The 25,912-nt window shown below is 70.2% G+C and carries 17 protein-coding genes; 13 read left to right on the top strand and 4 right to left on the bottom strand.

Annotated features, from left to right (window positions below; all coding sequences use genetic code 11):
• Positions 1–184: 184 nt before the first annotated feature.
• The 3 genes from mmsA (at position 185) to ACIBO1_RS16350 (ending at position 4,341) form a co-directional block, all read left to right on the top strand.
• Positions 185–1,723, top strand: coding sequence for a multiple monosaccharide ABC transporter ATP-binding protein (mmsA, locus tag ACIBO1_RS16360; protein ID WP_350696876.1), 1,539 nt, complete (start codon positions 185–187; stop codon positions 1,721–1,723).
• Positions 1,720–2,970: a multiple monosaccharide ABC transporter permease gene (mmsB, locus tag ACIBO1_RS16355; RefSeq protein ID WP_396746834.1), complete on the top strand. Its 1,251-nt coding sequence runs from the start codon at positions 1,720–1,722 to the stop codon at positions 2,968–2,970. The genes mmsA and mmsB overlap by 4 nt, the downstream gene beginning before the upstream one ends.
• A 99-nt stretch (positions 2,971–3,069) precedes the next feature.
• Positions 3,070–4,341, top strand: a complete 1,272-nt coding sequence (locus tag ACIBO1_RS16350) for an ROK family protein (RefSeq protein ID WP_396746831.1) — start codon at positions 3,070–3,072, stop codon at positions 4,339–4,341.
• 157 nt (positions 4,342–4,498) lie between these two features.
• On the opposite strand, the gene ACIBO1_RS16345 is transcribed toward ACIBO1_RS16350, so the two are convergent.
• Positions 4,499–6,142: a glycoside hydrolase family 27 protein gene (locus ACIBO1_RS16345; RefSeq protein WP_396746828.1), complete on the bottom strand. Its 1,644-nt coding sequence runs from the start codon at positions 6,140–6,142 to the stop codon at positions 4,499–4,501.
• 1,003 nt (positions 6,143–7,145) lie between these two features.
• Between ACIBO1_RS16345 and araB the strand changes: the two genes are divergently transcribed.
• The 7 genes from araB (at position 7,146) to araA (ending at position 16,024) form a co-directional block, all read left to right on the top strand.
• Positions 7,146–8,828, top strand: a complete 1,683-nt coding sequence (gene araB, locus ACIBO1_RS16340; protein WP_396746825.1) for a ribulokinase — start codon at positions 7,146–7,148, stop codon at positions 8,826–8,828.
• Positions 8,825–9,517, top strand: a complete 693-nt coding sequence (locus ACIBO1_RS16335) for an L-ribulose-5-phosphate 4-epimerase (protein ID WP_396746822.1) — start codon at positions 8,825–8,827, stop codon at positions 9,515–9,517. Before araB ends, ACIBO1_RS16335 begins: the two co-directional genes overlap by 4 nt.
• Before the next feature lie 127 nt (positions 9,518–9,644).
• Positions 9,645–10,649 carry an ABC transporter substrate-binding protein gene (locus tag ACIBO1_RS16330; protein WP_350696870.1) on the top strand — a complete coding sequence of 335 codons (1,005 nt, stop codon included), beginning with the start codon at positions 9,645–9,647 and terminating at the stop codon, positions 10,647–10,649.
• 185 nt (positions 10,650–10,834) lie between these two features.
• Positions 10,835–12,376: a sugar ABC transporter ATP-binding protein gene (locus tag ACIBO1_RS16325; protein ID WP_396746819.1), complete on the top strand. Its 1,542-nt coding sequence runs from the start codon at positions 10,835–10,837 to the stop codon at positions 12,374–12,376.
• Between the two features lie 67 nt (positions 12,377–12,443).
• Positions 12,444–13,508, top strand: a complete 1,065-nt coding sequence (locus tag ACIBO1_RS16320; protein WP_396746816.1) for an ABC transporter permease — start codon at positions 12,444–12,446, stop codon at positions 13,506–13,508.
• Positions 13,505–14,494 (top strand): galactofuranose ABC transporter, permease protein YjfF, encoded by a 990-nt coding sequence (yjfF, locus tag ACIBO1_RS16315; protein ID WP_396746813.1) that lies wholly within the window; start codon positions 13,505–13,507, stop codon positions 14,492–14,494. Before ACIBO1_RS16320 ends, yjfF begins: the two co-directional genes overlap by 4 nt.
• 27 nt (positions 14,495–14,521) lie before the next feature.
• Positions 14,522–16,024, top strand: coding sequence for an L-arabinose isomerase (araA, locus tag ACIBO1_RS16310; protein WP_396746810.1), 1,503 nt, complete (start codon positions 14,522–14,524; stop codon positions 16,022–16,024).
• A gap of 230 nt (positions 16,025–16,254) precedes the next feature.
• Here araA and pip read toward each other — a convergent pair whose 3' ends face one another.
• Entirely contained in the window at positions 16,255–17,223 is a 969-nt protein-coding gene (gene pip, locus ACIBO1_RS16305) for a prolyl aminopeptidase (RefSeq protein WP_396746807.1), read from the bottom strand.
• 43 nt (positions 17,224–17,266) lie between these two features.
• Between pip and ACIBO1_RS16300 the strand changes: the two genes are divergently transcribed.
• The 3 genes from ACIBO1_RS16300 to ACIBO1_RS16290 all read left to right on the top strand — a co-directional run bounded on the left by ACIBO1_RS16300 (position 17,267) and on the right by ACIBO1_RS16290 (position 21,645).
• Entirely contained in the window at positions 17,267–17,821 is a 555-nt protein-coding gene (locus ACIBO1_RS16300) for a MarR family winged helix-turn-helix transcriptional regulator (RefSeq protein ID WP_396746805.1), read from the top strand.
• Between the two features lie 333 nt (positions 17,822–18,154).
• Positions 18,155–20,242: a family 43 glycosylhydrolase gene (locus tag ACIBO1_RS16295; protein ID WP_396746802.1), complete on the top strand. Its 2,088-nt coding sequence runs from the start codon at positions 18,155–18,157 to the stop codon at positions 20,240–20,242.
• Positions 20,243–20,655: 413 nt separating this feature from the next.
• Positions 20,656–21,645 carry a LacI family DNA-binding transcriptional regulator gene (locus ACIBO1_RS16290; protein ID WP_176093836.1) on the top strand — a complete coding sequence of 330 codons (990 nt, stop codon included), beginning with the start codon at positions 20,656–20,658 and terminating at the stop codon, positions 21,643–21,645.
• A 77-nt stretch (positions 21,646–21,722) separates the two neighbouring features.
• On the opposite strand, the gene ACIBO1_RS16285 is transcribed toward ACIBO1_RS16290, so the two are convergent.
• Together ACIBO1_RS16285 and ACIBO1_RS16280 are read right to left on the bottom strand one after the other, a co-directional pair.
• Positions 21,723–23,099 (bottom strand): endo-1,4-beta-xylanase, encoded by a 1,377-nt coding sequence (locus ACIBO1_RS16285; RefSeq protein ID WP_396746798.1) that lies wholly within the window; start codon positions 23,097–23,099, stop codon positions 21,723–21,725.
• 600 nt (positions 23,100–23,699) lie between these two features.
• Positions 23,700–25,058, bottom strand: coding sequence for a PHB depolymerase family esterase (locus tag ACIBO1_RS16280; protein WP_396746796.1), 1,359 nt, complete (start codon positions 25,056–25,058; stop codon positions 23,700–23,702).
• Positions 25,059–25,912: the final 854 nt, after the last annotated feature.

Below are 25,912 nucleotides of genomic sequence, written 5' to 3'. Positions count from 1 at the left end.
CCTCGCGTGGGGGGGTTTCGGTCGTTGTTTCCTCCCGGGGGGGGGGGGGGGGGGGGGCCCCCCCGGGGGGGGGGGGGCCCCCCGCGGGGGGGGGGGGGGGGGGGCCCCCCCCCCCCCCCCCACCCGCATCGACGCTCCGATTACCAGTACAGCCCTCACCACACAGATCGCCAGGACGGTGCAGATGGACGACCACATCCTCGAGATGCGTCACATCACCAAGACGTTCCCCGGGGTGGCGGCGCTCCAGGACGTCTCCCTCGCCGTACGCCGGGGGGAGATCCACGCCATCTGCGGCGAGAACGGCGCCGGCAAGTCCACCCTGATGAAGGTGCTGTCGGGCGTCTATCCGTCCGGCAGCTACGACGGTGAGATCCTCTTCGACGGCGCACCGGCGAACTTCCGTGGCATCCGGGACAGCGAGGACCGGGGCATCGTCATCATCCACCAGGAACTCGCCCTGGTGCCGTACCTGTCGATCGCCGAGAACATCTTCCTCGGCAACGAGCGCCGGGGCCGTAGCGGCCTGATCGACTGGAACCGCACCAACGCCGAGGCCGCGGAGTTGCTCGCCTCGGTCGGGCTGCCGGAGAACCCGGTGACCCCGGTGGTGCAGCTCGGCGTCGGCAAGCAGCAGCTGGTCGAGATCGCCAAGGCGATCTCGAAGAAGGTCCGGCTGCTCATCCTGGACGAGCCGACCGCCGCGCTCAACGACATCGACTCGGCGCACCTGCTCGACCTGATGCGGCGGCTGCGCGACCAGGGCATCACCTGCATCATGATCTCGCACAAGCTCAACGAGATCACCGCCATCGCCGACTCGACCACGGTGCTGCGCGACGGCCGGACCGTGGAACGGCTGGAGATGGCCTCCGGCGAGGTGACCCAGGAGCGGATCATCCGCGGCATGGTCGGCCGCGACCTGGACAGCTTCTATCCCGACCGGGTCTCGTCGCCGGGCGCCGAGGTGCTGCGGATCGAGGACTGGTCGGTGCGGCATCCGACGCAGGACCGGCTGGTCGTCCAGAACGCCGCCCTGAACGTGCGCGCCGGCGAGGTGGTCGGCATCGCCGGGCTGATGGGTGCCGGGCGGACCGAGCTGGCGATGAGCGTCTTCGGCCGGTCGTACGGCCGGGACATCTCCGGCCGACTGTTCATGCACGGCCGCGAGGTCCGGGCACGGTCCGTCGCGGAGGCGATCCGCAACGGCATCGCGTACGCCACCGAGGACCGCAAACGGTACGGCCTGAACCTCATCGACGACATCCGGCACAACGTCTCGGCGGCCGGGCTGCGCAAGCTCGCCCACCTCGGCTGGGTGCACGACAACGAGGAGACCAAGGTCGCCGAGGCCAGCCGGCGCGACATGCACATCAAGGCGCCGAGCGTGATGTCGGTGGTGGGCAAGCTCTCCGGTGGCAACCAGCAGAAGGTCGTCCTGTCGAAGTGGCTCTTCACCGACCCGGACGTGCTGATCCTGGACGAGCCGACGCGGGGCATCGACGTCGGCGCGAAGTTCGAGATCTACACGATCGTCAACCAGTTGGTCGCCGCCGGTAAGGCAGTGATCATCATCAGCTCGGAGCTGCCCGAGCTGCTCGGCATGTGCGACCGCATCTACACGATGTCGGCAGGGCGGATCACCGGCATGGTGCCGGTCGGCGAGGCCACCCAGGAGAAGCTCATGGAACTCATGGCGAAGGACAAGGAAACCGTCGGATGACCAGCACCAAGCCCTCCTCGGTGTCGAAGGGCCCGTCGACCGAGAGCGCTCCCGCCGCCGCGCTGCACGTGGGCAGCAGCGACCCTCGTACGCTCATCATGAACAACCTGCGGCAGAGTGGCATCTTCGTCGCCCTCGTCGTCATCGTCGCGCTCTTCGCGTTCCTCACCGACGGGCTCTCGCTGAGCCCGGGCAACATCACCAACATCGTCCTGCAGTACTCGTACATCCTGGTGCTCGCGATCGGCATGGTCATCGTGATCATCGGCGGGCACATCGACCTGTCGGTCGGCTCGGTGGTCGCGTTGACCGGCGCGGTCTCCGCCGTGGTGGTCATCCGGCAGGGGCAACCCTGGTGGATGGGCGTGGTGGCCGCGCTGCTGGTCGGACTGGCGGTCGGCGCGTGGCACGGCTTCTGGGTCGCGTACGTCGGCATTCCCGCCTTCATCGTGACCCTGGCCGGCATGCTGCTGTTCCGTGGTCTGACCCTGCGGGTGCTGGACAACATCTCGCTGTCGCCGTTCCCGGCCGAGTACAACAGGATCGCCGCGGGCTTCCTCAACGGACTCATCGGTGGTGACGGGTACGACGCCTTCACACTGCTCATCGGCGCCATCGCGGTGGCCGGTTACGTGGTGAGCTGTTTCCGGACCCGGGTGGCGCGCATCCGCTACCAGCAGCCGGTGGAGTCCTTCGCGCTGTTCGTCGCGCGGATGGTGCTGGTCGGCGCGGTGGTCATGTACTTCGCCTGGCAGCTCGCGCACGCCCGGGGCCTGCCCATCGTGCTGATCATCCTCGCCGCGCTGGTGCTGGTGTACGGCATGCTCACCCGGCGGACGGTCTTCGGCCGGCAGGTGTACGCCATCGGCGGCAACCTGCCCGCGGCGATGCTGTCCGGCGTCAAGGTGAAGACCGTCAACTTCTGGATCTTCGTCAACATGGGCTTCCTGTCGGCCGTGGCCGGCATCATCTTCTCCTCGCGCTCCAACGGCGCACAGCCCGCCGCCGGCAACATGTTCGAACTCGACGCGATCGCGGCGGCCTTCATCGGCGGCGCCGCCGTCACCGGTGGCGTCGGCACGGTCGTCGGCGCGATGGTCGGTGGCCTGATCATGGCGGTGATGAGCAACGGCATGCAGTTGATGGGCGTGGACCAGTCGATGCAGTCGGTGGTGAAGGGCCTGGTGCTGCTCGTCGCCGTCGCCTTCGACGTCTACAACAAACGGCGTGCCGGCGCGAGTCGCTGATCGATGGGCGCGGGTCGACCGGTCCACGGTCGGCCCGCGCTTGACGTCGTCCCACTGCTTGGACACACTCCCTCCCGTCGGCCGTACGCACCGTCGCTGATGCCGGAGGTCGGGTTGGTCCAGGAGGAGATCCGTCGGCGCAACGCCGGCACGTTGCTGCGGCACGTGCACCTCGACGGCCCGACGTCGCGCGCCGGGCTGGCCGAGCGGATGGGCGTCAACCGCAGCACCATCATGGCGTTGACCACCGAGCTGAGCCGGGCGGGCCTGGTCCACGAGGAACTGCCGACCGACACCGGCCGCGCCGGTCGCCCCTCGCTGATGGTCCGGCCCTCGGCCGACCGGTTCTATGTGCTGGCCTTCGACGTGGCGGTGGACCGGCTGGTGGCGGCGCGGGTCGGCCTGGGCGGGGCGATCCTGGACCGCCGTGAGGCGGTTCGCCCGCGCGCCGGGCCGGACCTGCACCGTGTGGTGGCGGTGCTGGCCCGCTTCGGTCGCCAGCTGCACCGTGCCGCGCCGCCGCAGGCGCGATGCGTCGGCATCGGTGCCTCGTACTGCGGGATGATCCGGCCCGGCGACGGGATGGTCCGGTTCGGACCGGACCTGGGCTGGGTGGACCAGGACTTCGGCGCGGAACTCGGCCGCCGCCTCGGGTTGGGCCTGCCGGTCGCGGTCGGCAACGAGGCCCATCTCGGCGCCCAGGCCGAGCAGCGGCGCGGCGCGGGTGTCGGCTTCGACAACCTCGTCTATCTGCACGGTGACGTCGGCGTCGGTGGCGGCATCATCGTCGGCGGGCGGCTGCTCGGTGGCCACGGCGGTTACGGCTGCGAGCTGGGCCACATGGTGGTGAACCCGTACGACGGGCGGCCGTGCGGCTGCGGCTCGTCCGGCTGTCTGGAGGCGGAGGTGGGCGAGCGGGCGCTGCTCGACGTCGCCGGTCGTCCCGCCGAGATGTTCGGCCGGGCGGCCGTCCGGTCGGTCGCCGACGACGCCGACCGTGGTGACCCGGCCGCGCGCGAGGCGTTCCGGCGGATCGGGGACTGGCTCGGCATCGGCGTGGCCAACCTGATCAACCTGTTCAACCCCGGCATGGTCGTCTTCGGCGGGATGCTGTGCGACGTGTACCCGGGCGCGGCGGCCCAGGTGCGCAGCCGGATCGCCCGCAACGTGCTGCCGGTCGCCCGGGAGAGCGTGCGCCTGCGTACCGCCGCGCTCGGTGACGACGCGACCCTGGTCGGCGCCGCCGAACTCGGGTTCGCCCCGCTGCTCGACGACCCGTTGGGGATGCTCGCGCCGACGCCGGGCGGCACCGCCGGTCGGTGTGCCACGCCGACGACGGCCCGCCGTGAGCCGCCCGCCCGCTGCGGCTGAGCGCCGGGTGGCGGCAACCGGACGCTGCGCCTCGCCTGTCGGGACGTACCCGCTGAGGGGGTCGACGCCGGGCGCGGCGGACCGGGCGGGTGTCGGGGCACCCGCCCGGCCCGTCACCCGGTCGCGCCGGGCGACGGGTCCGCGCCGATGGTCCGGGTCAGGCCCGGCTCCACCGTTGGTTGGCGGCGGTGTGGCAGTTCCAGACCAGGACCGTGGTGCCGTTCGCGGTCCCGTTGTTGTTCACGTCCAGGCAGAGGTTCGGGAACCGGACGCTGCTGACGGTGCCGTTGCCGTTGAAGGTCCACTGCTGGTTGGTGCCCCCGTTGCAGTCCCAGATCTGCACCGGGCTGCCGGCGGTGGCGGTGGTGGAGATGTCCAGGCACTTGCCGAGCACCTGGAGGCTCTGGCCGTTCTGGGTGAAGCTCTGGTTGCTGTTGCTGTGACAGTCCCAGATCAGCGTGGCGGTGCCGTTGGCGGTGCCGCCGTTGTTGACGTCGAGGCACCGGCCGGAGGACTCGCTGCGCAGCCGGAAGGTGGTCGGCGGGTTGGTCGTGCCGCCTCCGCTGACCCGGAAGACCGCCGTGCCGTGCGCCGGCACGCTGGCGGAGATCGCGCCGGTGCTGGTCGAGGTGCCGTTGGTCCAGGCGTCGCGGAGCGTGAACGAGCTGCCGGACTTGCCGATCGCCGCCGCCGTGGTGGACACGGTGGTGGTGGACGAGCCCTGGTTGAGCAGGGCCACCGCGACGTCGCCGTTGGCCAACCGCTTGGCCAGCACCCGGCGGGTGCCGTCGTGGGACACCTGCACGGCCTGGAGGGCGAGCGGGTCCTGGTTGATGGCGATGAGCTGCTGGTTGCGCAGGATGGACAGGGTCGCCGCGTTGGCGTTGCGGATGTCGTTGCCGGCGATCAACGGCGAGGCCATGATCGACCAGAGCGCGAAGTGGCTGCGCATCTCGGTGTCGTTCATGCCCCCGTTGCCGACCACCATCATGTCCTGGTCGTTGAAGGCGCCTGGTGCGGCGTACGGCGCGAGGGGCACGGTGACGTTGATGATGTTCTGCACGCCCATCGGGTAGCCGTTGGTCTGCCCGGTGTTCCACGAGTTGGTGATGTCCTCGGTGGTCCGCCACATGTTGGCGATGTCGCCCCAGTTGCGCTGCGGGCCGGTCTTCTCGTGGATGCTGTTCGGGTTGATGCTGTAGACGATCGGTCGGCCGGTGGCGGCCAGCGCGTCACGCATCAGGGAGAAGCCCGCGACCTGGTCGTTGATGGTGCCCCACGGGGAGCACCAGTCGTACTTGAGGAAGTCCACGCCCCAGGCGGCGAACTGGCGGGCGTCCTGGTATTCGTGTCCCAGGCTGCCGGTGGAGCCCGGCCACGCGCCGAAGTACTGGGCGCAGGTCTTCTCCCGAGGCACCTGGTAGATCCCGAAGAGCAGACCCCGGGCGTGCAGGTAGTCGCCGAGCGCCTTCATGCCGCTGGGGAACCGGCCGGCGTGGGCCTGGAGGTTGCCCTGGGAGTCGCGGTTCGGGTCGAACCAGCAGTCGTCGACGACGACGTACTTGTACCCGAGGTCGCGCATCCCGGTGGAGACGATCGCGTCGGCCATCTGATGGATCAGGGCCTCGTTGATGTTGCACCCGAAGGTGTTCCAGGTGTTCCACCCCATCGGTGGCGTACGCGCCACCCCGTTGTTGAGCGCCTGGGCGGGTTTCGGCGAGTGGAGCCCGTCGACGACGACGGCCGTGAGCGTCAACATCAGGACGCTCAGGACGGCCAACCATCGTGGTCGTGCGCGCATGCGGACCTCCTTCAAGGTCACGGGAGCCAACAGGTGTCGTTCGTCGATGACCGACCACGACGTGCCCGTGCGGCGGTGGCGGTACGGGGTGCGTGGTGCGTCGCCCGTGGGCGCACCGGTGGTGGCAGGGCACCGGCCGGGCGAGGGTGCGCCGGTGACCGGCGGCAGCGGGCCTGGTCGCCGTCGGCCGTGGCCGCACGGAGTCCTCAGCCGGCCACGCTCAGCATCGATGTCGCGAATGTTATCGCTGACATTCAGTTCTGTAAATCACTTGGAACGGGGGGTCGGAGCGGCTGTGGGGGGTTCGCTGTGCATGCCGTCGGCGGCCGCCGAGGTGATCGCGCACGTCAATGGGGGCGATGCGTCTCGCGATCGGACGGCGCACGCGTGGGTGGGGGTGCTGACGTCGCCTCGCCTTGATCGTCTGATGAATCCGCGATGTTAACGCTCATTCTTGGAGTCCACCGAACGGGCCGGTTCCCGGGGCCGGACGGTCCTGCGCCGACTGTCGGGCGGTGGAGTGGGCCGCTTCCGCGTGCCCTCCCGGTGTACGGATGTGCGCAGCTCGTACGCGGCTGCCGGGCCCGTCCGGCTGGGTGTGTGGAGGGCCGGCGTCGAGGACGCCGCCACGATCGCAGGCCGGTCGTGGCGCGCATCCGTCCGCCTCCGCGTGGTCCGGCCGGCAGGCCGTCCGAGCAGGCCGAAGAGGGCTCGGAGGGCGGTGCGCGGCGGTCGGTCGCGCCCTCGTCCCGCCTTCCGGTACGGCCCGACCCCGCAGGGCGCGTCGGTGGGGTCCGCGTCCGCTCGCAGGCGGGCCCGTACGCCGATCCGCCGGATGCGGTGTGACCTGGGATGGGGGCACCGCCGCGCGCCACCCTTCGGTAACCTGTTGACGTTGGTCTATCCCTCGGTGTACTCCGTTACGGAGCTGTTGCCGGCAGGTGTCTTGACGGCGCAGGATGTGAGCGTTAACACTGAGGTCCGTCATCGGCCGGAGGTGAAGATGAGCGGAGTGGACGAAGCAGGCGACCGGTACGTCGTCGGCGTCGACTACGGCACGCTGTCGGGACGGGCCCTGGTGGTCCGGGTCCGCGACGGTGCCGAGTTGGGGACTGCGGTGCACGAATACCGCAGAGCGGTCATCAGCACCGCCCTACCGGACGGCGGCACCCCGCTGCCGCCCGACTGGGCGTTGCAGGACCCCGAGGACTACCGCGACGTGCTGCGCCACGCCGTTCCGGCGGCGGTGGCCGCCGCCGGGGTCGACCCGGCCGACGTCGTCGGCATCGGCATCGACTTCACCGCCTGCACGGTGCTGCCGACGCTCGCCGACGGCACCCCGTTGTGCGAGGTGCCGGAGCTGCGCCAGCGCCCGCACGCCTGGGTCAAGCTCTGGAAGCACCACGCCGCGCAGCCGCACGCCGACCGGATCAACGCGCTCGCCCACGAGCGGGGCGAATCCTGGATCGGCCGTTACGGCGGCAAGATCTCCGCCGAGTGGCAGTTCGCCAAGGGCCTGCAGATCCTGGAGGAGGACCCGGAGGTCTACCGCCGGGCCGAGCGCTTCGTCGAGGCCGCCGACTGGATCGTGTGGCAACTGTGCGGCGTCGAGACCCGCAACGTCTGCACCGCCGGCTACAAGGGCATCCTCCAGGACGGCAACTACCCGTCGGTGGACTACCTGACCGCGCTCAACCCCGACTTCGGCGACTTCGTGGCCAAACTGGACGGTCCGCTGATGCCGCTGGGCGCGAAGGCGGGCGGGCTCACCGCCACCGCCGCGGCCTGGACCGGGCTACCGGAGGGCGTCGCGGTCGCCGTCGGCAACGTCGACGCACACGTGACCGCGGCCTCCGCCCAGGCGATCGAGCCGGGTCGGCTGGTGGCCATCATGGGCACCTCGACCTGCCACGTGGTCAACGGCCCCGCCCCGGCCGAGGTGGCCGGCATGTGCGGTGTCGTCGACGGTGGCATCAGCGACGGCGCGTGGGGCTACGAGGCCGGACAGAGCGGGGTCGGCGACATCTTCGGATGGTTCGTCAACCACGCCGCCCCGGCCGGGCTCGACTCGCACGAGCGGCTCACCGAGCTGGCCGCCGCGCAGCCGGTCGGCGCTCACGGCCTGGTCGCGCTGGACTGGTGGAACGGCAACAGATCGCTGCTGGTCAACCACGACCTGAGCGGGATGATCGTCGGCCTGACCCTGGCCACCCGGCCGGAGGACGTCTACCGCGCCCTGCTCGAAGCGACCGCGTACGGCACCAGGATGATCGTGGAGGCGTTCGTCGACGCGGGAGTACCCGTCGACGACCTGGTGATCGCCGGTGGGCTCACCTCGAACAAGCTGCTCATGCAGATCTACGCCGACGTCACCAACCGGCCGCTGGGCATCATCGGTTCCGCCCAGGGCCCGGCGCTCGGCTCGGCGATCCACGCCGCCGTCGCCGCCGGTGCGTACCCCTCGGTCCGGGAGGCGGCGCAGACCATGGGCCGCGTGCACGAGGCCGTCTACCAGCCGGACCCGGAGCGGGTCCGCGCCTACGACGCCCTCTACGCCGAGTACCGCGCGCTGCACGACCACTTCGGCCGTGGCGCCAACGACGTGATGCTGCGCCTGCGGGCGATCCGCAACGCGGCGGTCGAGTCGGCCGGTACGCCGCAGGAGACCGTGGAGGTGCCCGCATGAGCGACGACCTGACCGCCCTGGTGACCGAGTTGCGTGCCAGCGTCGCGCGGCTGCACGGCGAGCTGACCCGCTACGGGTTGGTCGCCTGGACGGCCGGCAACGTCTCCGCCCGCGTGCCGGGCCACGATCTCATGGTCATCAAGCCCAGCGGCGTCGACTACGACGACCTCTCGGCCGAGAACATGGTGCTCTGCGACCTCGACGGCGTACCGGTCGAGGGAGAGTTGTCGCCGTCCAGCGACACCGCGGCGCACGCGTACGTCTACCGCGCCATGCCCGAGGTGGGCGGCGTCGTGCACACCCACAGCACGTACGCCACCGCCTGGGCGGCACGCGGCGAGTCGATCCCCTGCCACCTGACCGCGCAGGCCGACGAGTTCGGCGGGGAGATCCCGGTGGGCCCGTTCGCGCTGATCGGCGGCGACGACATCGGCAAGGGCATCGTCAGCACGCTCACCGGGCACCGATCGCCCGCGGTGCTGATGCAGAACCACGGCGTCTTCACCATCGGGCGCAACGCCCGCTCCGCGGTCAAGGCCGCGGTGATGTGCGAGGACGTCGCCCGGACCGCGCACCTGGCGCGCGCGCTCGGGCAACCGGTGCCGATGGCGCAGGCCGACATCGACGCGCTCTACGACCGCTACCAGAACGTCTACGGACAACGCCCCTCGCCTGCGGCGAACTCCTGACCGGTCGCGGGTCCCGGCGACCCGCGATCTGATTCGCACCACCCGCACAGGATCCGCACCACCGACTCAGGCCGCCCGTGCAGCACGGCGGGCGGCGTGGACAACCGCACCCACTCGAGGAGATCCGATGAGGAACATGCGAATGCCGATGGCGCGTCGTCGCGCCATCGCGGTCGCCGCCGCCGTGCTGCTCGCCGGCAGCGTGGCGGCCTGCGGTAACAGCGACACCGGTAGCGACGCCGGTGGCGACGACGGCAAGCTCGTCCTGGGCTTCTCCCAGGTCGGCGCGGAGAGCGGCTGGCGGACCGCCAACACCAACTCCATCAAGGAGTCGGCGGCGGAGGCGGGTATCGAGCTGAAGTTCGACGACGCCCAGCAGAAGCAGGAAAACCAGATCAAGGCGATCCGCAACTACATCCAGCAGAAGGTCGACGTGATCGCCTTCTCGCCGGTGGTGGAGTCCGGTTGGGACACGGTGCTCAAGGAGGCCAAGGACGCCGGCATCCCGGTCATCCTGACCGACCGCGCGGTGGACTCGGCGGACAAGTCGCTGTACAAGACCTTCCTCGGCTCGGACTTCGTCAAGGAGGGTCGTCTCTCCGGTGAGTGGCTGGTCGAGGAGAAGAAGGCCGCGACCGGCGACGTGAACATCGTCGAGCTCCAGGGCACCACCGGTTCGGCGCCGGCCAACGACCGCAAGAAGGGCTTCGCCGAGGCGATCGCCGCCGACCCCAAGCTCAAGGTCATCGCCTCCCAGTCGGGTGACTTCACCCGGGCCGGCGGCAAGCAGGTCATGGAGCAGTTCCTCAAGGCCCACCCGAAGATCGACGTGCTCTTCGCGCACAACGACGACATGGGTCTGGGCGCCCTCGAGGCGATCACCGCGGCCGGCAAGGTGCCCGGCCAGGACATCACCATCATCACCATCGACGCGGTCAAGGACGGCATGCAGGCCCTGGCCGACGGCAAGTTCAACTTCATCGCGGAGTGCAGCCCGCTGCTCGGCCCACAGCTGATGGACCTGGCCAAGAAGGTCAAGGCGGGTGAGGAGGTGCCGCCGCGGATCGAGACCGAGGAGACCACCTTCACCCAGGAGCAGGCCAAGGAGGCCCTGCCCAACCGCAAGTACTGATCGACGCCCGGGGTCGCCGCTGAGGTGGCGACCCCGCAGCGTCGCCCATTTCCCCACGGACTGGGCGCCTGGCCCGACACCCCCGTGCCACGTCCGCCCGGTCGGCCCCACGGCTGACCGGGCGGACGCCACGGGGGCTCCGTGGCCCTTCCGTACCGCGAGAACCCAGAAGAGGATCTGATGGGATGACGGATAGCCGTCCGGTCCTGACGATGACCGGGATCAGCAAGTCCTTTCCCGGGGTGCGCGCACTCCACAACGTCGACTTCCGGCTCTTCCCCGGCGAGGTGCACGCCCTGATGGGCGAGAACGGCGCCGGCAAGTCGACCCTGATCAAAGTGTTGACCGGCGTCTACGGCATCGACGAGGGCACCATCACCCTGGGCGACGAGCAGGTCGCCTTCAGCGGACCGATGCAGGCCGCCTCGGCCGGCGTCAGCACCGTCTACCAGGAGGTCAACCTCTGCCCCAACCTCTCGGTGGCGGAGAACATCTTCATCGGTCGGGAGCCGCGCCGCTTCGGCGCCGTCCACTGGGGCGAGGTCCGGCGACGGGCCCGGGAACTGCTGACCCGCCTGGATCTCGACATCGACGTCACCGCGCCGGTCGCGAGTTTCTCGCTGGCCGTGCAGCAGATGGTGGCGATCGCCCGGGCGATCGACGTACAGGCCCGGGTGCTCATCCTCGACGAGCCCACCTCCAGCCTGGACGCCGGTGAGGTGGCACAGCTCTTCCGGATCATGCGGCAGCTGCGCGACGAGGGCATCGCGATCCTCTTCGTCACCCACTTCCTCGACCAGGTTTACGGCATCGCCGACCGGATCACCGTGCTGCGCAACGGGACGCTGGTGGGGGAGTACCCGACCGCCGAGCTGCCGCAGCTCGCGCTGGTGGAGAAGATGATCGGCAAGGAGCTCGACGTCCTCGAACGCATCGAGGAGCACCCCCGGCGGGAGCTGGCGGTCCTGGAGGGCGGCACGCCCTTCGTCGAGGTGTCCGACCTCGGACGCAAGGGCGCGGTGGCCCCGTTCAGCCTGACCATCCACGCCGGCGAGGTGGTCGGCCTGGCCGGCCTGCTCGGCTCCGGCCGTACCGAGGTGGCCCGGCTGTTGTTCGGCGCGGACCGCGCCGACCGGGGCCAGGTGGCGGTCAGCGGCGACGCGACCGGCCTGCGCAACCCGGTGCAGGCCATCGACCACGGCATCGGGTTCTGCTCGGAGAACCGCCGCGCGGAAGGGATCATCGGCGACCTGTCGGTCCGGGAGAACATGATCCTGGCCATGCAGGCGGCCCGTGGCTGGCTGCGGCCCATCCCGCGGCGGCGACAGGACGAACTGGTCGACAAATACATCAAGGCGTTGAGCATCCGCCCGCCCAACCCCGAGGTACCGGTGCGCAACCTCTCCGGCGGTAACCAGCAGAAGGTGCTGCTGGCCCGGTGGCTGATCACCGAGCCCCGGCTGCTCATCCTGGACGAGCCGACCCGTGGCATCGACATCGGCGCCAAGGCGGAGATCCAGAAGTTGGTCGTCCAGCTCTCCGACGGCGGAATGGCGGTGCTGTTCATCTCCGCCGAGCTGGAGGAGGTGCTGCGACTCAGCCACAAGATCGCGGTCATGCGGGACCGGGAGATGGTCGCGCACCTGACCAACGACGACACGGTGGACGCCGACCGGGTCATGCAGACCATCGCCAGCGGTACCCAGCGGGATGAGGTGTCGTCATGAGCGAGCGAATCGTCGGGCTCAGTGCGGTGGTGCCTCGTGGCAGCACGGAGCGGAGCGGAGTGTCGTCATGAGCGAGCGGATCAAGCCCCTTCTCGGGCACCGGCTGTTCTGGCCGATCGCCGTCCTGGTGGTGATGCTGGCGGCGAACACGATCTACCGCCCCGGCTTCCTGTCGATCGAGATGAACAACGGCCACCTGTACGGCACCCCGATCGACATCCTCCGGTTGAGCGCGCCACTGATCCTGGTCGCGCTCGGCATGACGCTGGTCATCTCCACCGGCGGCATCGACCTCTCGGTCGGGTCGATCTGCGCCATCAGCGGTGCCATCGCCTGCCTGCACATCAGTCAGGCGCCGGACCAGAACAGCTTCGTCACGGTGGCGACCGCGCTGGCGATGGCGCTCGGGGTGGCGCTGGTCCTCGGTGCCTGGAACGGCGTACTGGTCTCGGTGATCGGTATTCAGCCGATCATCGCCACGCTGATCCTGATGGTGGCCGGTCGCGGACTGGCGCAGCTCATCACCGAGGGTCAGATCATCACGATCAACTCCGGGCCGTACCGGGCGATCGGCCTGGGCCACTTCCTCACGCTGCCGTTGGCGATCTTCATCGCGTTGGGTGCGGCGCTGCTGGTCGCGGCCTTCACCCGCCGTACCGCGCTCGGCATGATCATCGAGTCGGTGGGCGGCAACCGGGAGGCCAGCCGGTTGGCCGGCATCCGGTCGGGCCGGATCGTCTTCCTGGTCTACGTGGTCAGCGCGGCCTGCGCGGCGGTCGCCGGCTTCATGATGACGGCCAACGTGTCCAGTGCCGACGGCAACGCCGCCGGCCTCTGGGTGGAGCTGGACGCCATCCTCGCGGTCGTCATCGGGGGCACCGCGCTGGCCGGCGGGCGGTTCTATCTCAGCGGCACCATCCTCGGCGCGCTGATCATCCAGACGCTCACCACCACGGTGTACGCCATGAACATCTCGCCGCAGACGGCTCTGCTGTTCAAGGCGGTCGTCGTGATCGCGGTCTGCCTCATCCAGGCCCCGGCGTTCCGCGCCAAGTTCAATCGCCGCAAGCGCGGCACCCCACCCCCGCCGGCCCCGACGCCGCAGCGCCAGAAGGAGGAGGCTTCGGCATGAGCAGTACGTCGTTGACCACCGGGCCGAGCTGGGCGCGGTTGCCCCGGCGGCACGTGCCGGTGCTGGCCACGCTGGCCCTGCTGCTGGTCATGTACGCCATCGGCGTGTCCCAGTACCGGGCCTTCTCCAACGTCCAGGTCATCTTCAACGTCTTCATCGACAACGGTTTCCTCCTCGTCGTCGCGGTGGGGATGACCTTCGTGATCCTCACCGGCGGCATCGACCTCTCCGTGGGGTCGGTGGTCGCGATGACGGCGATGGTCTCGGCGTGGCTGCTCCAGTCCGGCCTGCCCGCGTTGTTGGTGCTGGTCATCGCGTTGCTCATCGGGCCGGCGCTCGGGTTCCTGATGGGCTGTGCGATCCACTTCTTCGACATCCAGCCGTTCATCGTGACACTCGCCGGGATGTTCTTCGCCCGGGGCATGTGTACGTTCATCAGTGACTCGTCGATCCGTATCACCGACGGTTTCTGGACCACGATGGCGCAGTACCGGATCGGCAATCCGGGCGGCAACTTCGTCTCGGTGAGTGTGCTGGTCGCGTTCGCGGTGGTGCTCATCGGCGCGTACGTGCTGGCGTACACCCGCTTGGGTCGCAACGTGTACGCCATCGGCGGCAACCCGCAGTCGGCGTTGCTGATGGGGCTGCCGGTGGGGCGGACCCGGATCGCGGTCTACACGATCAGTGGCCTGTGTTCGGCGATCGGCGGGATCCTGCTCTCGTTCTACACGCTCTCCGGGGCGCCGTTGATCGGGATCGGGATGGAGCTCGACGTGATCGCGGCCGTGGTGATCGGTGGCACGGTGCTCACCGGCGGATCGGGGTACGTCTTCGGCACGGTGCTCGGTGTGCTGGTGCTCGGCGTGATCCAGACGCTGATCACGTTCGACGGTAGCCTCAACTCCTGGTGGACCAAGATCGTAATTGGCGGTCTGCTCTTCGCGTTCATCCTGCTCCAGCGCCTCATCGGCATCCGCTACAAGTGACCGCCCCTCTCGCGGAAGGCAACTCCCATGGCAACGCATCCTGAACCCGAGGTCTGGTTCCTCACCGGAAGCCAGGCGATGTACGGCGAGGACACCCTCCGGCAGGTGGCCGAGCAGTCCCGTCAGATCGCCGCCCTGCTCGACGACTCGCCGCACATCCCGGCCCGGGTGGTCTGGAAGCCGGTGCTGACCACCAGCGCGGACATCCTGGAGGTCTGTCGGGACGCCGCGGTGCAGGGTGCGGTCGGGGTCATCGCGTGGATGCACACCTTCTCGCCCGCGAAGATGTGGATCTCGGGTCTGGACGCGCTGCGTACTCCGTTGCTGCACCTGCACACCCAGGCCAACGTCCGGCTGCCCTGGGACGAGATCGACATGGACTTCATGAACCTGAACCAGGCCGCCCACGGCGACCGGGAGTTCGGTTTCATCCAGACCCGGCTCGGGGTGGCCCGCAAGACCATCGCCGGCCACGTCAGCGACCCCCGCGTGGTCACCCGTGTCGGCTCGTGGACCCGGGCGGCGATCGGCTGGTCGGCGATGCGTTCCCTGCGCCTGGCGCGGTTCGGCGACAACATGCGCGACGTCGCGGTGACCGAGGGGGACAAGGTCGAGGCAGAGCTGCGCTTCGGCGTCTCGGTGAACACCTACGGGGTCAACGACCTGGTGCGGGTGGTCGACGAGGTCGCCGACGCGCAGATCGACGACCTGGTCAAGGAGTACGACGACACCTTCCGGGTCGCCGCGGAGCTGCGTCCCGGCGGTGAGCGGCACGACTCGCTGCGGTACGCCGCACGGCTGGAACTGGGGATGCGGACCTTCCTGGACGCGGGCGGGTTCCGGGCCTTCACCACGAACTTCGAGGACCTCGGCGGCCTGCGTCAACTGCCCGGCATCGCGGTGCAGCGGCTGATGGCCGACGGCTACGGCTTCGGCGGCGAGGGCGACTGGAAGACCTCGGTGCTGGTCCACACGCTCAAGGCGATGTCGGCCGGCGCGCAGGGCGGCACCTCGTTCATGGAGGACTACACCTACGACCTCACGCCGGGCGAGGAGCTGATCCTCGGCGCGCACATGCTGGAGGTGTGCCCGACGATCGCCGCGGACAAGCCGAACGTGGAGATCCACCCGCTCAGCATCGGCGGTCGCGAGGACCCGGTCCGGTTGGTCTTCGACGCCGAGCCGGGACCGGCGGTGGTGCTCGGCCTGGCGGACATGGGGGAGCGGTTCCGGCTGGTCGCCAACGAGGTGGACGTGGTGCCCCCGCCGCAGCCGCTGCGGCGGTTGCCGGTGGCCCGGGCGGTGTGGCGGCCCCGCCCGCACCTGGCCGGGTCGGCCGAGGCGTGGATCACCGCCGGCGCCCCGCACCACACCGTGCTCTCGCACGCGGTGGGCGTGGAGGAGCTGCACGACCTCGCCGAGATGAGCCGCACCGAGCTGGTCGTCATCGACGCGAACACCGAGTCTCGCCGGTTCGCCGACGAGTTGCGCTGGAACCAGGCGTACTACCGCCTCGCCCGGGGCTTCTGACCTCGGCACCCGCGGTGGGGGGGGGGGGGCCCCCCCCGGGGGGGGGCGGGCGCCCCCCCCCCCCCCCCCCCCCCCCCCCCCCCCCCCGCGGGCGGCCCCCCCCCGCCCCCCCCCCCCCCGCCGGGGGGCCCCCCCCCCCCCCCCGGGGGGGGGGGGGGGGCCCCCCGGGGGGGGGCCCCCCCCCCCCCCCCGCGCCCAGGTCCCCGCATCCCCCGTGGCGCGGGTCGGGTCTAGGTGCGTGCCATCGTGTCCGCCGCCTCGGACAGGACGCGCCGCATGGTCTCGCTGCCGGTGTGCCCCGCGTCCCCGACGACGTGCAGGCGCGCCTCGGGCCACGCCTGCGCGATCTCCCACGGCGTGATCGCCGGTCCGCTCACGTCGTTGCGGCCGTGCACGAGCACACCGGGGATGCCGGCCAGCTTCGGGACGTTGCGCAGGATCTCGCCGTCGGCCAGGAACGCGCCGTTGCCGAAGTAGTGCGCGCAGATCCGGGTCATCGCCAGCCGCTGTCGCAGCTCCCCGGCGGAGTAGTGGCCGGGCTCGCCGTTGCTCTCCTCGGAGATGAGCGCGTCCTCCCATGCGCACCATTGCGCTGCGGCCCGTTCCCGCACCGCCGGGTCCGGGTCGGCGAGGAGTTGGCCGTAGCGCAGCAGGACCGGTTCGATCGGTGGTTGGCTGTCGGTCGGCAGCGCGTAGCCCGGCAGGCCCGCGTGGGCGACGAATCGTTGCCACGCCTCGGGGAAGAACCGCCCGCCGCCCCGGTACAGCCAGTCCACCTCGGACCGTCGGGTCATGGTCACCGCGACCAGCACCATCCCGCGTACCCGGTCGGGATGGTTCGTCGCGTACGCCAGCGCGAGCGTCGCGCCCCACGACCCGCCGTACACGACCCAGCGGGCGATGCCGAGGTGCTCGCGCAGCCGTTCGATGTCGGCGACGAGATGGGCGGTGGTGTTGGTGCGCAGATCGGTGCTCGGGTCGGCCGCCGACGGTGTGCTGCGCCCGCAGTTGCGCTGGTCGAAGAGCACGACGCGGAACCGCTCCGGATCGAGTGCCCGGCGGTGCCGGGTCGTGCTGCCGCTGCCGGGACCGCCGTGCAGGACGACGGCGGGGACGCCCTCGGGGTTGCCACTGACCTCCCAGTAGACCTGGTTGCCGTCGCCGACGTCGAGCATCCCGGTGTCGTACGGCTCGATCATGGTGCGCTCCTCACGATGTGACAGCGCTGTTACAGTACCCGCCATGGCAACCCCCGATCCCGGGCCCGGCGTTCTCGGCACGAGACTCGCCATGCTCATGGAGCTGCTCGACGGCGGCATCGGCCAGGTGTACGCCGAGATCGGCCTTCCCGGTCTGCGCGCGCGGTTCGCGCCGGTGCTCCTGGTGGTGGCCGACGACGGGCCGTGCTCGATCCGGGCCGTCGCGACGGCGATCGACGTGACCCATTCGGCGGCCAGTCAGACGGTCGCCGCGATGGCGCGTGCCGGGCTCGTGGAGACGATCCCCGGCCGCGACGCGCGCACCAGGATGGTCACGCTCACCGACGAGGGGCGGCGGGTCCTGCCGGCGTTGCGGGCCGAGGTCGCCGCCACCACCACGGCGACCCGCGAGCTGGAGACCGAGCTGTCGATGCCGTTGCACGTGCTCGTGGACGAGGCGCTGGCTGCGCTCGCCCGACGCCCGATGCGCGACCGGATCATCGCTGCCGACCCTGGCCTGCTCGGTGTTCGGGGAGGGGCCGCCGGGGCGGGCGGTCGCCGCGCGGACGGCCCGCCGGACCCGCCGCGTCGACGGTGATCGGCTCGATCCCTGCCGCCACACCGCCCGGCGTGGACGACACCTTCGCGCCGTCCCGTCGGGCGGCGGCTTCGTCGTGTCCGGGTGCGTGATCCGGCCCCGCGCAAGTCGTCGGTGTTACGTCTTGACTAAGGATCTGTTATCGCTCACAGTCGATAGTGAAGACGGACGATATCTGCGGCCGGCCGGGCCAGGCGCGTTCCGCTTCGCAGCAAACGATCACGAGGCCGCACGTGGGCACGGCGGCGGTTGTTAGCGATCACACCACGCGGGACGCATCTACCCCGCGACCGTCCCCTGTGGTCGCTCGGCTCTCTTCTCCCAAGGAGGATCATGGGTACCTTCGAGGTCCCCCGCGTCGTTCCGCGTCGGCGTGGGTGGTTGTCCCGGGCCGTCGCGGCGGTGGCGGCGGTCGTGGTGGGCGGCACGCTGGTGGCGGTGGCACCGTCGCCGGCCGCGGCGGCGACGGTCGACACCAACGCGTGGTACGTGTTGGTGAACCGCAACAGCGGCAAGGCGCTGGACGTGTACAACCTGGCCACGAGCGACGGTGCGCGGATCACCCAGTGGACCCGGAACAACGGCAACCAGCAGCAGTGGCAGTTCGTCGACTCCGGCGGCGGCTACTACCGGTTGAAGTCCCGGCACTCGGGCAAGGTGCTGGACGTCTACAACTTCTCCACCGCCAACGGCGCGTCCATCGTGCAGTGGACCGACGGCAACGGCACCAACCAGCAGTTCCGGTTGGCCGACTCCGACGGCGGGCACGTCCGTCTGATCAACCGCAACAGCAACAAGGCGGTGGAGGTGCAGGGCGCCTCGACCGCCGACGGCGGCAACATCGTGCAGTACGACGACTGGGGCGGCACCAACCAGCAGTGGCAACTGGTGCGCGTCGGTGACACCGGCAACCCGGGCACCCCCGGCGGCAACTTCACCAATCCGGTGGTCTGGCAGGACTTCGCCGACGTCGACATCATCCGGGTCGGCGACGTCTACTACATGTCCGCCTCGACCATGCACTACTCGCCGGGCGCGCCGGTGCTGCGCTCGTACGACCTGGTGAACTGGGAGTTCGCCGGACACTCCGTGCCCCGGCTCGACTTCGGCACCAAGTACGACCTGCCCAGCGGGCAGCACGCGTACGTGAACGGGATCTGGGCCTCGACGCTGAACTACCGGCCCAGCAACCGGACGTACTACTGGGCGGGCTGCATCGACTTCGCCCAGACCCACATCTACACCGCCTCCGCCGTGGACGGCACCTGGAGCCGGCACGCCACCATCCCCAACTGCTACTACGACGCCGGCATGCTGATCGACGACAACGACACCATGTACGTCGCGTACGGCAACGGCACCATCAGCGTGGCGCAGCTCTCCGCCGACGGACGCTCCCAGGTGCGGGCCCAGCAGGTCTACCAGACGCCGTCGAGCATCGGCACGCTGGAGGGCGCGCGCTTCTACAAGCGCAACGGCGCCTACTACATCTGGCTGACCCGTCCGGCCAACGGCCAGTACGTGCTCAAGTCGACCAACGGCCCGTTCGGCCCGTACGAGCAGCGGCAGGTGCTGCTGAACATGCAGGGGCCGATCTCCGGCGGCGGTGTGCCGCACCAGGGCGGACTGGTGCAGACCCAGAACGGCGCCTGGTACTACATGGCGTTCACCGACGCGTACCCGGGCGGCCGGATGCCGACGCTGGCACCGATCACCTGGACCGCCGACGGCTGGCCGCAGGTGCAGACGGTCAACGGCGCGTGGGGCGTGAACTACCCCAACCCGCTGCCGCTGCGACCGGTCAAGCCGCTCACCGGTGTGGACACGTTCGCCGGCACCCAGCTCGGCGTGCAGTGGGAGTGGAACCACAATCCCGACACCAGCCGGTTCTCGGTGAACAACGGACTGCGCCTGCAGACCGCCACCGTCACCAACGACCTCTACCGGGCCCGCAACACCGTCACGCACCGCATCCAGGGCCCGACCTCGACCGCGACGGTCGAGCTGGACTACTCCACCATGCGCGACGGGGACCGCACCGGCCTGGCCATGCTGCGGGACAACTCGGCCTGGATCGGTGTTCGCCGCGATAACGGGGCGACCCGGGTGGTGATGACCAACGGCCTCACCATGGGCAGCAACTGGAGCACCACCAGCACCGGCAGCGAGATCGCCAGTGCCGCGGTCTCCGGCGGCCGGATCTGGCTACGGGCCAACGCGGACATCAGACCCGGCTCCGGGCGGCAGGCGCGCTTCTCGTACAGCACCGACGGGGTCAACTTCGTCTCGCTGGGCAACGCCCTGACGCTCAACAACAACTGGACGTTCTTCATGGGGTACCGGTTCGGCATCTTCAACTTCGCCACCAGCGCCCTTGGTGGTGCGGTGACGGTGCGACGCTTCGAGTTGGCCACGCCCTGACCTCGATGTCAGGTCGCCCTCGAGGCGGGTGCGGCGCGTACCTCCGACCGCGCCGCCCGCCGGTACGGACGGTCACCGCGCTCCGGTGACCGAGGGGGTGGTGCCCGGCGACCGGCCGGGCACCACCCGCGTCCCGGCACAGCACGTCATGCGGGATCCCCGGTGTACGCCGTCGACCGGGTCGGATGCCGAAGCCCTCGGCGCGACGCGGACTCGGCCCACGGCCTGGCACCGATCGGGATCGGCGCTGACGTAGACTGTGCGTGATCGAGCGCTCTCCACTCGGACGGCACGGGCCGGTGTGGGTACCGCGAGAGGGGATCTTTGTACCCTTAGCCGTTCCAGTCAGCGTCGACCGGTCGCGGCGCCGACCGACATGCGGGGAGTCTGAGATGGCCGTACGCGATCCTGCGATGACGGACGTGGCTCGCCTCGCTGGTGTCTCGCACCAGACGGTGTCACGAGTGCTCAACGGCCACCCGAACGTCCGCGAACAGACCCGACTGCGGGTCCAGGCCGCCATCGCCGAGCTCGGTTACCGCCCCAACCGGGCGGCGCGCGCGTTGGTCACCGGTCGTTCGCAGGTGATCGGCGTGGTCGCCCAGAACACCACCCTGTACGGCCCGGCGTCGCTGCTCACCGCGCTGGAACAGGTCGCCGCCGAGTCCGGCTTCGCGGTCAGCGTGGGCAGCGTCCGGGACCTCGACCACCGGTCCATCTCGGCGGCGGTGGAGCGGCACCTGGCCCACCGGGTCGCCGGCATCGTGGTGATCGCGCCGGTGGAGTCGGCCGGCGAGGCGTTGGAGCGCCTGCCGAAGGACGTCCCGCTGGTCACCGTCGACGGGGATCCGCGCCGACCGATGCCACTGGTGACGGTGGACCAGGCCGCCGGTGCCCGGGCCGCCACCCAGCACCTGCTCGAGGCCGGGCACCGTACGGTGTGGCACGTCTCCGGTCCGTCCGACTGGTTCGACAGCGCGGGCCGGATCGAGGGCTGGCGGGAGGCCCTGCTCGCGGCCGGGGCGGAGATCCCACCGCTGGTGCCGGCGGACTGGTCCGCCGCCGCCGGTTACCGCTGCGGGCAGATGTTGGCCCGGATGCCCGACGTCACCGCCGTCTTCACCGCCAACGACCACCTCGCGCTCGGGGTGCTGCGGGCGTTGCACGAGCACGGTCGCCGGGTGCCGGACGACATCAGCGTAGTCGGCTTCGACGATGTGCCCGAGGCGGCCTACTTCATCCCGCCGCTGACCACCGTGCGGCCGGATTTCGACGCGGTGGCCCGGGCCAGCCTGGAGATGCTGCTGACCCAGATCGAGTCGGCCAGCGGTGGCGCACTGCGCGAGACGGTCGCACCGACTCTGGTCTCCCGGCAGAGCGTGGGGCGGCCACCGGTCCGCTGAGGCGGTCCGACGTGCACCCGTGCGGCAGGCAGGGTCCGGCCCGGCCATGCCGGACCGGACCCGCTGCCGGTGGGTGGTCAGCTCGCCGTGCAGGTGGGGGTACCGGACGGACCCGTTCCGGTGCCCTGGAAGCCGAATTCGGTGCTGCCGCCGGCACCGACCTGGCCGTTGTAGCTCACGTTGGCGAAGTTCACCGTGCCGCTGCTGCCGCTGGCCTGGGTGTTCCAGGTGCCGGTGACCGCGGTGCCGCCGGGCAGCGCGACCCGTACGCTCCAGCCACGGATCGCGGAGTTGCCGGCGGTGACCTTGACGGTGGCCACGAAACCGCCGTTCCACGAGTTCAGCGACACCGATGCGGTGCATCCGCCACCGGTCGACGGGGGCGGGGTGGTGGTCGGCGGCGGGGTGGTCGGGTTCGGCCCGCTGACGCTGTTCAGCGCGTTGAGCACCGACTGGTACGCCGGCTTCTTGTTGCCGTTCGCGTCGAAGAGCAGCGGGTTCTCGTTGCGCCGCCACGAGTCGTTGTCGCGTACGCCCCACACGGTGATGCCGGTGCACCGGGCCACCGCCAGGCAGGCGCGGGTGACCCGCTCGTAGATGCTCGCCTGGTTGGACCCCTGGGCGACGTCCAACTCGGTGATCTGCACGTCCACGCCGAGGTCGGCGAAGCGTTGCAGGTTGGCCTGGTAGTCGCTGGAGAGCGTGGTGCCCAGGTGGGACTGGAAGCCCACGCAGTCGATCGGCACGCCGCGCGCCTTGAAGTCGCGCACCATGTTGTAGATGCCGGTCGACTTCGCGTTGATCCCGTCGGTGTTGTAGTCGTTGTAGCAGAGCTTGGCGCTCGGGTCGGCGGTGCGCGCGGTCCGGAACGCGACCTCGATCCAGTCGTTGCCGGTGCGCTGGAGGTTGGAGTCACGCCGACCGCCGCCACCGCCGTCGGCGAACGCCTCGTTCACCACGTCCCAGGAGTGGATCTGGCCCCGGAAGTGGCCGGCGACCCGGGTGATGTGGTTGGTCATGGCGTTGCGCAGTGCGGTACCGGAAAGGTTCTGCGCCCAGCCCGGCTGCTGGGCGTGCCAGACCAGGGCGTGTCCGCGTACCGACATGCCGTTGGCGCGGGCGTGCGCGACGAGCCGGTCGCCGCCGGTGAAGTTGAAGCCGTTCTGCTGCGGCTCGGTGGCGTCCCACTTCATCTCGTTCTCGGCCACGATGGAGTTGAACTCGCGGTTGAGGATCGTGGTGTGCTGGCTGTTGGAGAACATGAACGAGCTGGTGGCGGCGCCGAAGTAGCGACCGCTCTGGGCAGCCGCCGCGCCGAGTGTGCTGGCGGCGGCGTTGGCCGCCGGGGCGACCAGCACGGTGGGAGCGACCAGCGCGGCGCCCGCCGCGAGGGCCAGCAGCAGGGTACGCGGTCGGATCACCGGGCCCCTGTCGTCGGTGGATCTGCGATTCATGACAGACCTCTCTGGTGGTGGTCGGAACGCCTCTCGGTCCGTGTGACGAACGAGCGGCGACCACACCCGGGGGCGGCCATGGCACGACCCGTCGGGTGCTGGTGTGATCGGTGGTGTTCGCACGCGCGCGGGTGACCCGGCCGTCATGAGCGGGATCGGTGCTGCCTGCGCGGTCCAGGCGGCCCGGTCCACATCAGGTGGCCGGCGCGCGACGCCGTGGCGGCGGACCCGGACAGGTCACCGGCGGATGCTGAGATCGGCTGGCGTGCCCTGCCGGCCGGGTCGGTGACCTCGAAGGAGCGTGCCCTGCACCCCTCGACCGGAAGTTAGCATGTTATCGATAACACGCTCAAGTGACGGCGGTAAATACGCGACGGTCGCCTGTTCGGGCGGCGTCCGCTCGAGCGCTGGGCGTGATGCGGGTGAGCACGAGCACAACGAGCGGGCCCGGTGCCACGGGCGCGGGTGGCGCGCCCGCGGCACCGGGCCGCGTACTCGGGGCCGGGTCGCCGTCGGGTGTCGATCAGATCCGGGTGCCACCACCGGTCGACGTCACCGCGCCCGTGCCGTGGCGTGAGCGGGGTCGTCGACCGAAGTCGCTCACTGGCAGCCGAGCCCGTTGAGGGTGAAGCCGGTGGGTGGGTTGTTGGTGCCGCTGTGGGTGGCCTGGAAACCGAAGCTGACGCTCTGGTTGCCGGGGATCGTGGCGTTCCAGGCGACGTTGCGCGCGGTCGCCTGGCTGCCGCTCTGGGTCACCGTGGCGTTCCACGCGCTGGTGACCTGCTGGCCGTTCGGCCAGGTCCACTGCAACGTCCAGCCGTTGACCGGGTTGGGGGTGTTGTTGGTGACGGTCAGCGTGGCGACGAGACCGTTGTTCCACGAGTCGGCCGAGTACTGCACGCGGCAGGTCGTGGCGCCCGGCGGCGGAGTGGTGGGTGGCGGGGTCGTGGGCGGTGGAGTGGTGGGCGGCGGCGTGGTCGGGGGCGGCGTGGTGGGCGGGGGAGTGGTGGGTGGCGGGGTGGAGCTCAGGCCGAAGAAGTCGATGGCGACCCGGGCCATGCCCGTCGACGGCAGGGTGTGCCCGGCGCCCTGGATGCTGTACGCCTCGACCTGGACGGTGCCGGAGGAGTTGGCGAACCGGCGTCGGTTCCAGTTGGCCTGCGGGGTGTCCGAGGACGTCGGCGTCTGGCTCAACCCGAAGACGTTGGTCCACTGCTCGACCGCCTCCTGTAGGAGCTGGAACGGGATGAGCGTGTCGTTGGTCCCGTGCCAGAGCTGGATGCGGGGACGCGGACCGCTGTAGCCGGGGTACGCCTGCCGCACCGCGTCGCCCCACTGCTGCGGGGTGCGGTCCATCCGGCCGTTGACGCACTGGCTGTTGGTCGGCGGGAAGTCGGCGGCGTTGGCGAAGCAGTTGAACGGCACGCCCATGAAGGCCGCACCGGCCTTGAACACGTCCGGGTAGAGGGCGAGCAGGGCCTGGGTGGCCATGCCGCCGGAGGAGCTGCCGGTGGCGTAGACCCGCTGCGGGTCGCCGCCGTACTGGCGCTGGGCGTAGCCGACCATCGACATGATGGAGACCGGGTCGCTGCCGCCGTCGCGGCGCTTCGAGGCGGCCGACCACACGTCGAAGCAGTTGCCGAAACCGGCCTGCTGGGTCGCGGTGGGATAGATGACCAGGAAGCCGTACTGGTCGGCGAGCCGGGCGAACTCGCTGCTGGAATAGAAGCCGGTGCCGGAGCCGCCACAGCCGTGCATGGCGACCACGATCGGCGGATTGGTCGGCCGGTTGTCCGGCGCGTAGATGTGCATGCGCATGTTGCCCGGGTTGTTGCCGAAGCTGGTCACCTCGACCAGCGACGCGGCGACGGCCGGTGACGGGGACAGGGCCACGCCCGCCACGGCGAGAAGTAACGCGGTGGCCAGGGATGCCAGCAGCCCGGCTCTCGTTCGGGTCATGTTCACCTCCGGTGATAGGGGTCGACGCCGGAACCCGGGCACGGTGGACGTCGGGTCAGCCGACATCGACCGGGGGACGGGGACCGGGCGTCGCGATCGGGAGGTGCTGCCCTGCGGAGGGGATCCGCTCACCTCGCCGTGACGATGACACTTTCGTGCCGATTCGCGGCTCGCGCGCAAGCCAAAGTATGGAGTCGCGCCGAGAGCGCCAGCAACACGATGAGATTGATCGATATTTTCAGTCGGCCGCTGCCCGGGCGGCGGTGACGCGACGGCGACGGCGCCCTCGGTCGCCGGGCTTCTCGGGCGTGCCGTGGCCGGTCGCGAAACACGCTAGCAACACGAGGGATGTCGATGTTAACGTTCGCAGAGTTGTCGATGTGCTGACGAGGCACCGATCGATCACCGTGGTGTGATCGCCAACATCGGTCCGGCCCGCCGATTCGGCGGCCCGGGGGCGAGCGTACGCAGCGCTGCTGTATTGATGTGATGTATCGCGACCTTCCATGTGGCATGCCGCCCGCGTTTCCTGCGGAGAAATCGGCCTTCGTGGGAGATCTAGGCGTTGACGCTGTGCGCCCGAAACGAATAACGTCTGATGTCTAAGTCGTGCCAGCGACACCACCCTCACGCCGTCCGTGTTTTGGAGGGATCCCCATGTCCCGTCCCCGGCTCACCCCGGCCACCCGCCAGCGGATCACGAACGCCACCGACGGCCCGATGCCGGACAGCGGCGGTGGCATCGCCTCCGGCTCGCCCTGAAACACCTGCGGCGACGATCGCACCTGTCTCCTGTGGACGTCACCGCAGCCTGATCGCACCTGTTCCGTCGGACGTCCGTCGCCGCGCCCCGG

Origin of the sequence: Micromonospora sp. NPDC049903, assembly GCF_044460945.1 — a bacterium.
In the GTDB taxonomy this organism is placed as follows: Bacteria; Actinomycetota; Actinomycetes; order Mycobacteriales; family Micromonosporaceae; genus Micromonospora.
Note: the sequence above shows the minus strand (reverse complement) of the source record. Positions and strands in the feature narration are given on the sequence as shown.

Coding starts and splice junctions, on each gene's coding strand:
- yjfF (WP_396746813.1), top strand. CDS start 13,505: ATGAGCAGTACGTCGTTGACCACCGGGCCGAGCTGGGCGCGGTTGCCC.
- pip (WP_396746807.1), bottom strand. CDS start 17,223: ATGATCGAGCCGTACGACACCGGGATGCTCGACGTCGGCGACGGCAAC.
- araB (WP_396746825.1), top strand. CDS start 7,146: ATGAGCGGAGTGGACGAAGCAGGCGACCGGTACGTCGTCGGCGTCGAC.
- ACIBO1_RS16285 (WP_396746798.1), bottom strand. CDS start 23,099: ATGAATCGCAGATCCACCGACGACAGGGGCCCGGTGATCCGACCGCGT.
- ACIBO1_RS16335 (WP_396746822.1), top strand. CDS start 8,825: ATGAGCGACGACCTGACCGCCCTGGTGACCGAGTTGCGTGCCAGCGTC.
- mmsB (WP_396746834.1), top strand. CDS start 1,720: ATGACCAGCACCAAGCCCTCCTCGGTGTCGAAGGGCCCGTCGACCGAG.
- ACIBO1_RS16300 (WP_396746805.1), top strand. CDS start 17,267: ATGGCAACCCCCGATCCCGGGCCCGGCGTTCTCGGCACGAGACTCGCC.
- ACIBO1_RS16290 (WP_176093836.1), top strand. CDS start 20,656: ATGACGGACGTGGCTCGCCTCGCTGGTGTCTCGCACCAGACGGTGTCA.
- ACIBO1_RS16295 (WP_396746802.1), top strand. CDS start 18,155: ATGGGTACCTTCGAGGTCCCCCGCGTCGTTCCGCGTCGGCGTGGGTGG.
- araA (WP_396746810.1), top strand. CDS start 14,522: ATGGCAACGCATCCTGAACCCGAGGTCTGGTTCCTCACCGGAAGCCAG.
- ACIBO1_RS16325 (WP_396746819.1), top strand. CDS start 10,835: ATGACGGATAGCCGTCCGGTCCTGACGATGACCGGGATCAGCAAGTCC.
- ACIBO1_RS16320 (WP_396746816.1), top strand. CDS start 12,444: ATGAGCGAGCGGATCAAGCCCCTTCTCGGGCACCGGCTGTTCTGGCCG.
- ACIBO1_RS16345 (WP_396746828.1), bottom strand. CDS start 6,142: ATGCGCGCACGACCACGATGGTTGGCCGTCCTGAGCGTCCTGATGTTG.
- ACIBO1_RS16280 (WP_396746796.1), bottom strand. CDS start 25,058: ATGACCCGAACGAGAGCCGGGCTGCTGGCATCCCTGGCCACCGCGTTA.
- mmsA (WP_350696876.1), top strand. CDS start 185: ATGGACGACCACATCCTCGAGATGCGTCACATCACCAAGACGTTCCCC.
- ACIBO1_RS16330 (WP_350696870.1), top strand. CDS start 9,645: ATGAGGAACATGCGAATGCCGATGGCGCGTCGTCGCGCCATCGCGGTC.
- ACIBO1_RS16350 (WP_396746831.1), top strand. CDS start 3,070: ATGCCGGAGGTCGGGTTGGTCCAGGAGGAGATCCGTCGGCGCAACGCC.